The following is an 8,636-nucleotide window of genomic DNA, read 5'->3' on the forward strand; positions in this document are numbered from 1 at the left end:
TGTCGGCCGCCGCGATGGCGAGTGAGCGGGACCGGCGATGACCTCGGTGATGCCGTGGGAGCGGCCCGGCAGCAAGATCGACGACCGTCACCTGCAGCGGCTCGCGGTGATCTATGTCCGCCAGTCCACCCGCCAGCAGCTCGTCGACCACAAGGAGTCGACCCGGTTGCAGTACGCCCTGGTGGACCGGGCGGTCGCGCTGGGCTGGCAGGCGGACCGGGTCCTGGTGATCGACGAGGACCTGGGCAAGTCGGGGTCGAGTACGGTCGCCCGCACCGGCTTCCAGCGTCTGGTCACCGAGATCGGGCTGGACCACGTCGGTCTCGTGCTGGGGATCGAGATGTCCCGTCTGGCCCGCTCCGGCAGGGACTGGTATCAGCTGATCGAGCTGTGCGCCCTGTCGGGTGCGTTACTGGCGGACACCGACGGGGTCTACGACCCGGCCGAGTACAACGACAGGCTGCTGCTGGGGCTCAAGGGCACGATGAGTGAGGCCGAACTTCACCTGATCAAGCAGCGGATGTGGAGCGGGCGCCTGAACAAGGCCCGCCGTGGCGAGCTGGCCTTCCCCCTGCCCAGTGGCTATGTCCGCCGCCCGTCGGGGGAGGTGGCCCTGGACCCGGACGAGCAGGTGCAGACCGTGATCCGCCTGATCTTCGCGCAGTTCGAGCGGCTCGGCACATTGCATGGCGTCCTGCGTTATCTCGTCGACCATGACATCCAGTTGGGCATCCGGCTGCGGGAGGGGCCGGACAAGGGCACCCTGGAATGGCGAAGGCCGAACCGGATGACGCTGCAGAACCTGCTGCACAATCCTGCCTATGCCGGCATCTATGCCTACGGGCGGCGCCGGGTCGACCCGCGCCGCCAGGACCCGGCCCGGCCGAGCACCGGACGGGTCGTCCGCTCCCGGGACGGATGGCATGTGATGATCCCGAATGTCCTGCCCGCTTACATCAGCGTCGCCCAGTTCGAGGCGAACGAGGCGAAGCTGGCGGCCAACCGTGCCCGCGCCGAAGCCATGGGCGCGGTGCGAGGCGGCCCCGCGCTCGCGGCCGGGCTGGTGCACTGCGGACGCTGCAACCGGCGCATGAGCGTGCGCTACCACACCCAACACAGCAAGGCCCTGCCCGAGTACGTGTGCGCTCGGGACATGACCAACTACGGCGCGGAGAAGAGCTGCCAGCTGCTCAACTCCGCCTGCGTGGACGCCTTCGTCGAGCAGCAGGTTCTCACGGCGCTGACGCCCGCCGCCGTCGAGGTGTCCCTGCGGGCGGCCGACCAGGTCCTGGCCGAGCGGGCCGAGCTGGAACGGGTATGGTCGCAGCGGTTGGAGCGCGCCGCGCAGGACGCCGACCGGGCCCGCCGCAGCCATCACCTCGCCGAACCGGAGAACCGCCTGGTCGTGCGCCAGCTGGAGAAGGAGTGGGAGGACGCACTGGCCGTCCAGCAGCGGCTCCGCGAGGACTACGACCGCTTCACCCGCAGCAGCCCGCACATCCTCACTCCGGCCGAACGGCAGACCATCACGGCTCTGGCCGGCGACATCGAGGGTTTATGGCGTGCGCACAGCACCACGACAGCGGACCGCAAGGAGATCGTCCGCGCGGTCGTCGACAAGGTCGTCGTCACCGTGCTCGGCACCAGCGAGCGAGTGAAGGTCACGATCGTCTGGGCCGGCGGGACCACTACAGCGGGAGAGGTCATCCGCCCGGTCCAGCGGCTGGAACAGCTCAGCTACTACCCGCAACTGACCGATCGGATCCGCGAACTCGCAGGCCAGGGCATCGGCGCCAACGGGATCGCCGACCGCCTGGAGACCGAGGGATTCCGGCCCGCGAAGGGCGGCAAACGGATCTCCGCAGCCACCGTCCGCGACCTCATGCGCCGCCTCGCCTGCCCCGCAGGCCGCGTCCACCGGCACCGCCCCGCACCACCTGGCGAGGAGCCCGGCCCGGACGAGTGGTGGCTCAAGCACCTGGCCGCCGAGCTGAACATGACCACCTCCACCCTCTACGCCTGGATCAACCGCGGCTGGATCACCACCCGCCAGGAGAGCCGCTGGCCCCACCGCCTCATCGCCCACGCCGACCAGCGAGAACTCGCCGAACTCCGCGAACGCCGCACCCGTCCGCCCGGCTGGTACAGCCGCCGCATCTGGACCGAGACCCCCGAAACAGCAGAGCAACAGACTCCATGAGTGCACTGTGCTTGACAGATCTCTGCCACCCAGCGCCTGGGCAGCACCACGAACCCCTCCATGTTGTCGGTGCGTTTGACGATCTCCAAGGTCAGCGCGAGTTTCTGACGGCACCAGTCGACGAGGGAGCCGGTGTAGCCGCCGTCGGCCCAGACGAGAGTGATGTCGCGGTGCAGGCGGCGCAGCCGCATCAGCAGGCCCGCGGCGGCGTCCCGGTCGCCGATGTTCGCGGCGGTGACCGCGACAACCAGGAGCAGGCCGAGGCAGTCGGTCACGATGTGCCGCTTGCGCCCGGGTACCTTCTTCCCGCCGTCGTAGCCGCGTGAGGAGGCCGGCACCGTCGCGGCGGCCCGCACCGACTGTGCGTCGATGATCCCCGCCGTGGGCTCGGCCTCACGGCCTTCGTGTTCCCTCACCCGTGCGCGCAGCCGGTCGTGGAACTCGGTGATCAGCCCGTGCTCGCGCCAGCGGCGGAAGAAGGCGTAGACGCGGCCCCAGTCGGGGAGTCCGCGGGCATCGCCCGCCACGAGATCCCGCCCGCGACCAGGTAGCGGATCGCGTCCAGCAGTTGGCGGTGGCAGTAGCCTTCCGGCCGTCCGCCTTTGCCCTGGAGCCAGGCCGGCACCGGCAGCAACGGCCGGATGGCCGCCCACTCCGTATCCGTCATGTCCGACGGATACCGGCGTTCCCGGTCGGGACGGTCGGCCGCGTTGCCGTACACGTGCGCGAGGCAATCACACGATGGAGCAGCCGAGTTGAACTGGACGGGCTCGGACGCGTACAACAACGACACCAGGGCCTCCCGGCACTGCTCGGTTAGATTCGCATCCCCGAGCTACCGAGGGGCCCTGTCTTCATGCACGCACAACGGGAAGATCACCCCGACGGGAAACCTGTTCGACCCCCACGTTCCATGATCGGTTGAGATACGGCTTCTGAGCCTCTACCAAGTCGTCCGCGAACTGCAGACCCTGCTCGCAGCCTGGACCGGCGCCTGCCCCACCTGCCACCGCGACATACCAACACTCGCGCCAACCTGACCAAGCACTACTAGGGCCTGTGTGATGTCGTGATCAATCGGCTGCTTGCAAGAGATCTTCGAGCCAGATCATCGAAGCACGGAGTTCGAGGCCGGCGACGTAGCTCTCGGGTGTTTTGTCGAAGCGTGTGGCGATGCCGCGCCAGTCCTTCAGCCGGTTGATCAGGCGCTCGACGGCGTTCCGTTCCTTGTAGAGGTCGGCGTCGTGGCTGACCGGCCGCCCGCCCTGGCTGCCTTTCTTCTTGCGGTTGGCGGCCTGGTCCTTCTTCTCCGGGATGACCGCCTTGATGTGGCATTTGCGCGGGTAGGCGCGATTGGCGCGGGACGAGTAGGCCTAATGGGGCGCGAAGGACGGTAAACGAGCCCAGTTCCCCGCCTCCCTGGGAAGGGGTGCTGGCAGCGCGGAGCCGGCTTTCAGGGCGCGAGCCGAGCCTTTGAGTATGCCCGGACCTTGGAGTCCTTTGACAAGACGAGGTCGGCTTCGCGCCCATCGGTGTGCTTCGAGATGTTCAGGACGAGGCGGGATCCGCTGGCAAGAGCCTCCAAGCGGTCGCGTTGATGCAGTGAAGGGGCGTCTTTGGCCGCTGTGCTACCGGTCGGTCCGAGATGCGGTTCGCTGTCCGCAGTCTGAGCCGGTTGTGCGGATTACCTCTCACCTCTGCCTTGAGCTCCCAGCTCTGAAGCAGACCGAGGGCCGCATGACTCGCTGGGGTTGCGAACGGCTGGTGGGATGACGTGCCTTGAGCACTTCCATTAGGGAGCACGCGCACCCTGCAAGGCTCTGGCCTGGGGAAAAGCCGCGACGAAGGAGGGCTGGATGGAGATCACCGAATTAATGACGCCCGTGTTCTGTGGGGTGGACTGGGCCGAAGACCACCACGACATCGCGCTGGTCGATGCCGGGGGAAAGCAACTCGCCAAAGTGCGGATCACTGACGATGCGGCAGGGTTCGGCCAGCTCACCGCCCTGCTCACCGAACACGGCGACAGCGAGGGCGCCCCGATCCCCGTGGCGATCGAGACCTCTCGAGGGCTCCTCGTCGCCTGCCTGCGGGCCACCGGCCGGCCGGTCTTCGCGATCAATCCGCTGGCGGTCGCCCGCTACCGGGACCGGCACTCTGTCGCCCGGAAGAAGTCCGACGCCGTCGACGCCGCGGCACTGGCCAACATTCTGCGGACCGACATGGCAGCCCATCGGCCGCTGCCTGCAGATTCCGAGCTTGTGCAGGCCATTGCCGTGCTTGCGCGGGCCCAGCAGGACGCCGTCTGGGACCGCGGCCAGGCCCACAACAAGCTCCGCTCACAGCTACGCGAGTTCTACCCGGCCATCCTGGAGGCCTTCGCCCAGCACAAGCACGGTCTGTGTTCACGGGAGGCCCGCACCATCCTGGCCGCCGCCCCGACACCGACGATGGCCGCGACGCTAACCCGACGGCGGCTGCAGGCCCTGCTCAAGCAAGCCGGCCGAGTGCGCGGCATCCAGGCCGAAGCCGACAGGATCCACGAGGTCTTCCAGCGTGACTATCTCCACCAGCTTCCGCAGGTCGAAGCAGCTCTCGGCCAGCAGACGTCCGCCCTGCTTCGGCAACTGAACACCGCCTGCCACAACGCCGACCAGCTCGAAGAAGCCACCGCCCAGACCTTCGACGACCACCCGGATGCGCCGGTCATCCGCAGCTTTCCGGGCCTCGGATCCTTAACCGGCGCCCGGGTCCTTGCGGAGATCGGTGATGACCGGAGCCGGTTCGCAACGGCCGGTTCGCTGAAGGCCTACGCCGGAAGCGCCCCGGTCACTCGGGCCAGCGGCAAGAGCTGCGTGGTCATGAGCCGACGGGTCAAGAATCAGCGGCTGGCCGCTGTCGGCTACGTGTGGGCCTTCGTCTCCCTCACCAGGTCACCAGGCGCCAGAGCACACTACGACCGTCGCAGGAAAGCCGGCGACCGCCACGTCGCCGCACAAAGGAACCTGTTCAACCGCTTCATGGGCATGCTCTTCCACTGTCTCCAGCACGGCCATGCCTACGACGAAGCGACCGCCTTTCCGCACCAGCAGTCAGCACAGCTCTCCGCCGAAGCAGCTTGACGCTTATCCGCGTGGGATGTCTTGTCCGCGGCGACCGCGCCCGGCCGGGTGCGGGGCCGGCCGACCGGCAGACGGACGCGGATCTTGTTCAGCACGGGGATGAACTGGGGGCTGTCCGCGGCCTGCCCGGCGGTCAGGACGAACGACAGCGGCCGGCGCTTACGATCGGCGGCGAGATGAATCTTGCTGGTCAGTCCACCGCGGGACCTGCCGAGCAGGGCTTCCTTCAGGCGGAGCCTGCGTCGGCGGCGGACGCGTCGGCGTTCTTCCCGTTCAGGATCGTTTCCGCCGTCCCGCCCGTTCTGTTCCCCTTCGTCGCCCCCCTTTTGCCGGGCCTGCTCCTGCTCGGTGGCGGCCTCCTCGAGAGCCTCCATGACGTCCTTGTCGACGAGCATCCCGGCGGCGTCGTGGTGAGCACGGGCGGTTGTGGAGTCCACGCTGACCAGGGACAAGTCTGTCTTGCCCTGGCGGGCGGCTTCGGCAATCAGGCCCTCCAGCAAGGCAGTGAAGACACCGGCATTCCGCCAGACCCGGAAGCGTCCGTAGACGGTCGGCCAGGGCCCGAACTCGCCCGGCATCTCGCGCCACTGCGCGCCTGTCCTGAACCGCCAGATCACCTCCTCGAACTGGTCCCTCAGCCGCTCGGGGTACGGGCCGTACTCGCCTATTGGCAGGAACGTCTCGATCAACTTCCACTGTTCGTCGGTGAGTTGCCTGCGCGTCACGACTGTCTTCCTACCGGATCCGCCTTCCAGACGGATCCGGGTCGACAAAATTGATCACGACATCACACAGGCCCTAGTTGTACTGACCCGTGAGGTTAGGGACGCGGCTGGCGGGTGGTTGGCCCTTGAGCGCGGTGTGTCCGCGGTGGTGATTGTAGGTGTGCAGCCAGGCGGGGTATGCCTCGCGTCGCTCGGTCTCGCTCCGGTAGGGCTGTGCGTAGGCCCATTCGTCGAGGAGGGTGCGGTTGAACCTCTCGACTTTCCCGTTGGTCTGGGGCCGGTAGGGGCGGGTCCGCTTGTGTGAAATCCCTTGCTCTGTGAGGCAGTTGCGCCACAGGTGGGATTTATAGCAGGAGCCGTTGTCGGTCAGGACGCGTTCGACGGTGATCCCGGCCTGGGCGAAGAAGGCGTGGGCCCGCTGCCAGAATCCGACGGCGGTCTCCTTCTTCTCGTCGCCGAGGATCTCGCTGTAGGCGAGGCGGGAGTGGTCGTCGACGGCGTTGTGCAGGTAGCTGTAACCGACGCCGGAGCGGGTCTTGCGGCCGGCCTGGCGTCCGAGGGTCTTGTGGCCTCCGCCGTCGGGGATGTTGCCGAGCTTCTTGATGTCCACGTGCACCAGTTCGCCGGGGCGTTCACGTTCGTAGCGGCGTATGACGCGGCCGGTGGCACGGTCCAGGTGGGTCAGACGGGCCAGGCCGTAGCGGGTCAGGACCCGGTGGACGGTCGCGGGGTTCAGCCCGAGAAGGTAGGCGATGCGGGCCGGCCCCCACCGGCGCAGGACGCGGACCTTGATGATGCGCCGCTCGGTGCGGGTCGGGGTCCGGCGCGGGCTGCGCTGCGGGCGTGAGGACCGGTCGGTCATGCCTGCCTCGCCCAGCTCGAGGTAGCGGCCGGCCCACCGCTGGGCTGTCGTGGGTGAGACCTGGAAGCGTTCGGCGGCCCGGCGCAGGGTCCAGCCCTCGTCGACGACGCAGCGGGCCAGGCGCAGGCGGCCGGTTTCGCTCAGGGGTGCATTACGGTGGGGCACGAGGGCCTTTCTGTTGCTGGTGCAGATGTCGCAATCCACACCAGGCCAGAAGGCCCTCACCCATTTCAAGATTGGTCAGCCGTGACCCCTGTCACTGTCCACAACCTCCCGAGACAGAACACCTAGTGGGGAACCCTCCAAGCCCGGATAGACATCGTTGTGCCGGTCAAGATCACCGTGTTCACCCGCACGGCCGCAGACTTGAAGTACGGGGTGGCCGTGGCGGCCGCCGCGTCCTTGTCCGTGACGACACCTGGGACACCACACCGTGAGCGAACGCGTCATTGCGCCCAAGAGCCGGGGCTTCCTGTTCCTCGACTCCCATCCTGGCGGCTGCCGACAGCTGGTGGACGAGATGTGGCAGGCCGTCCCCGCCCCGGTCACCGCCGGGGGCGAAGGGCCGGTGGCTCTGGTCATCGGCTCGTCCGCCGGGTATGGCCTGGCCGCTACGATCGCGGGCCTGGCCCGTGTCGGTATCCGTGGCATCGGCGTGTGCTTCGAGAAGGCGCCCGCGCGGCGCACCGGCACGGCCGGCTGGTATCGCACCGCCGCCACCGCCCGGCTCGCCCGACAGCACGGGCGGGACATGGTCTTCCTCAATGGCGATGCGTTCAGCGACACGGTGAAGGAGCAGGTTGCCGACCTCCTCGCCGAGCGGTTTGGGGGACGACTCGACTTCCTGATCTACTCGGTGGCCGCGCCTCGCCGCACCGACCCGGACACCGGCAACGTGTATGCCTCGGTCCTCAAGCCGATCGGCTCGCCGTACACCACCAAGACCCTCGTCTTCGACGAGTACGGTGCCCCGGAGGTGAAGGAGGTCACCACCGCGCCGGCCGAGGGCGACGACATCGAGCAGACCGTGGCGGTGATGGGCGGCACCGACTGGGAACGGTGGATCACGTTCCTGGCCGACCGGTCCCTGCTCGCCGACGGCTTCACCACCGCCGCCCTGTCCTACATCGGCTCGCCGCTCACCGCGGCGATCTACCGGCAGGGCACCATCGGCGTCGCAAAGTCCCATCTGGAAGCCACCGCACACACGTTGGACGAGCGCCTCGGCAAGACCCTGGGCGGCCGGGCCGTGACCTCGGTCAACGCCGCTGCCGTCACCCAGTCCTCCACCGCCATTCCCGGCATCGCCCTGTACGTCGGGCTGCTGCGCGGCGTCCTCGGCGACGCCATGGTGGCCCCGATCGGTCAACTGGTTGAGCTGTGGGACCAGCTGACCGGCGCCCGCCCCCTCAACCTCGACGACGAGGGCCGGGTCTGCCTCGACACCTGGGAACTCGACCCCGCCGTGCAGAACGCCGTCGCCGAACGCTGGAGCACCGCCACCAGCGACACCATCACCGAACTCGCCGACCTCGACTGGTTCAGCGACGAAGTCCGCCGCCTCTACGGCTTCTCTGTCCCCGGCGTCGACTACACCGCCCCCGTCGAAACCGACGTTCCCTGGCCCACTCTCACCATCTGACCCACGCCACGAACGCCCCCGATCGCGCCGTAAGACGAGGTCGGCCTCTCAGGATTTCGCCCCAGGGAACGTGATGGGTGTGTAA

At 68.1% G+C, this 8,636-nt stretch carries 5 protein-coding genes and 3 pseudogenes; 3 read left to right on the forward strand and 5 right to left on the reverse strand.

The window, feature by feature from the left end; genetic code table 11:
• Positions 1–37 precede the first annotated feature (37 nt).
• On the forward strand, positions 38–2,200 hold the full coding sequence (locus ABD858_RS36595) for a recombinase family protein (RefSeq protein ID WP_345045957.1): 2,163 nt from the start codon (positions 38–40) through the stop codon (positions 2,198–2,200).
• Between the two features lie 77 nt (positions 2,201–2,277).
• Here ABD858_RS36595 and ABD858_RS36600 read toward each other — a convergent pair.
• The 3 genes and pseudogenes from ABD858_RS36600 to ABD858_RS36610 all read right to left on the reverse strand — a co-directional run.
• Positions 2,278–2,727, reverse strand: a pseudogene (locus ABD858_RS36600) (transposase); the annotation flags it as partial.
• Entirely contained in the window at positions 2,649–2,867 is a 219-nt protein-coding gene (locus ABD858_RS36605; RefSeq protein WP_345045958.1) for a transposase, read from the reverse strand. The gene ABD858_RS36605 and the pseudogene ABD858_RS36600, both read right to left, overlap by 79 nt.
• Before the next feature lie 406 nt (positions 2,868–3,273).
• Positions 3,274–3,573: pseudogene (locus tag ABD858_RS36610) on the reverse strand (IS5/IS1182 family transposase); the annotation flags it as partial.
• A 501-nt stretch (positions 3,574–4,074) separates the two neighbouring features.
• Here ABD858_RS36610 and ABD858_RS36615 point away from each other — a divergent pair.
• Positions 4,075–5,322, forward strand: coding sequence for an IS110 family RNA-guided transposase (locus tag ABD858_RS36615; RefSeq protein WP_345045970.1), 1,248 nt, complete (start codon positions 4,075–4,077; stop codon positions 5,320–5,322).
• Here ABD858_RS36615 and ABD858_RS36620 read toward each other — a convergent pair.
• Together ABD858_RS36620 and ABD858_RS36625 are read right to left on the reverse strand one after the other, a co-directional pair.
• A pseudogene (locus tag ABD858_RS36620) lies at positions 5,243–6,047 on the reverse strand (transposase); the annotation flags it as partial. The gene ABD858_RS36615 and the pseudogene ABD858_RS36620 overlap by 80 nt on opposite strands.
• Positions 6,048–6,120: 73 nt before the next feature.
• The gene (locus ABD858_RS36625; RefSeq protein ID WP_345045959.1) at positions 6,121–7,074 is read right to left on the reverse strand and encodes an IS481 family transposase; all 954 of its coding nucleotides are present in this window, start codon (positions 7,072–7,074) and stop codon (positions 6,121–6,123) included.
• 268 nt (positions 7,075–7,342) lie between these two features.
• Between ABD858_RS36625 and fabV the strand changes: the two genes are divergently transcribed.
• The gene (gene fabV, locus ABD858_RS36630; protein WP_345045960.1) at positions 7,343–8,551 is read left to right on the forward strand and encodes an enoyl-[acyl-carrier-protein] reductase FabV; all 1,209 of its coding nucleotides are present in this window, start codon (positions 7,343–7,345) and stop codon (positions 8,549–8,551) included.
• The last annotated feature ends 85 nt before the right edge of the window (positions 8,552–8,636 follow it).

It is taken from the genome of Streptomyces sannanensis (assembly GCF_039536205.1).
GTDB lineage: Bacteria > Actinomycetota > Actinomycetes > Streptomycetales > Streptomycetaceae > Streptomyces > Streptomyces sannanensis.

What these genes read in the sequence shown, in the direction of transcription:
- ABD858_RS36595 (WP_345045957.1), top strand. Translation starts at nt 38, where the DNA reads ATGACCTCGGTGATGCCGTGGGAGCGGCCCGGCAGCAAGATCGACGAC.
- ABD858_RS36605 (WP_345045958.1), bottom strand. Translation starts at nt 2,867, where the DNA reads ATGACGGATACGGAGTGGGCGGCCATCCGGCCGTTGCTGCCGGTGCCG.
- ABD858_RS36615 (WP_345045970.1), top strand. Translation starts at nt 4,075, where the DNA reads ATGACGCCCGTGTTCTGTGGGGTGGACTGGGCCGAAGACCACCACGAC.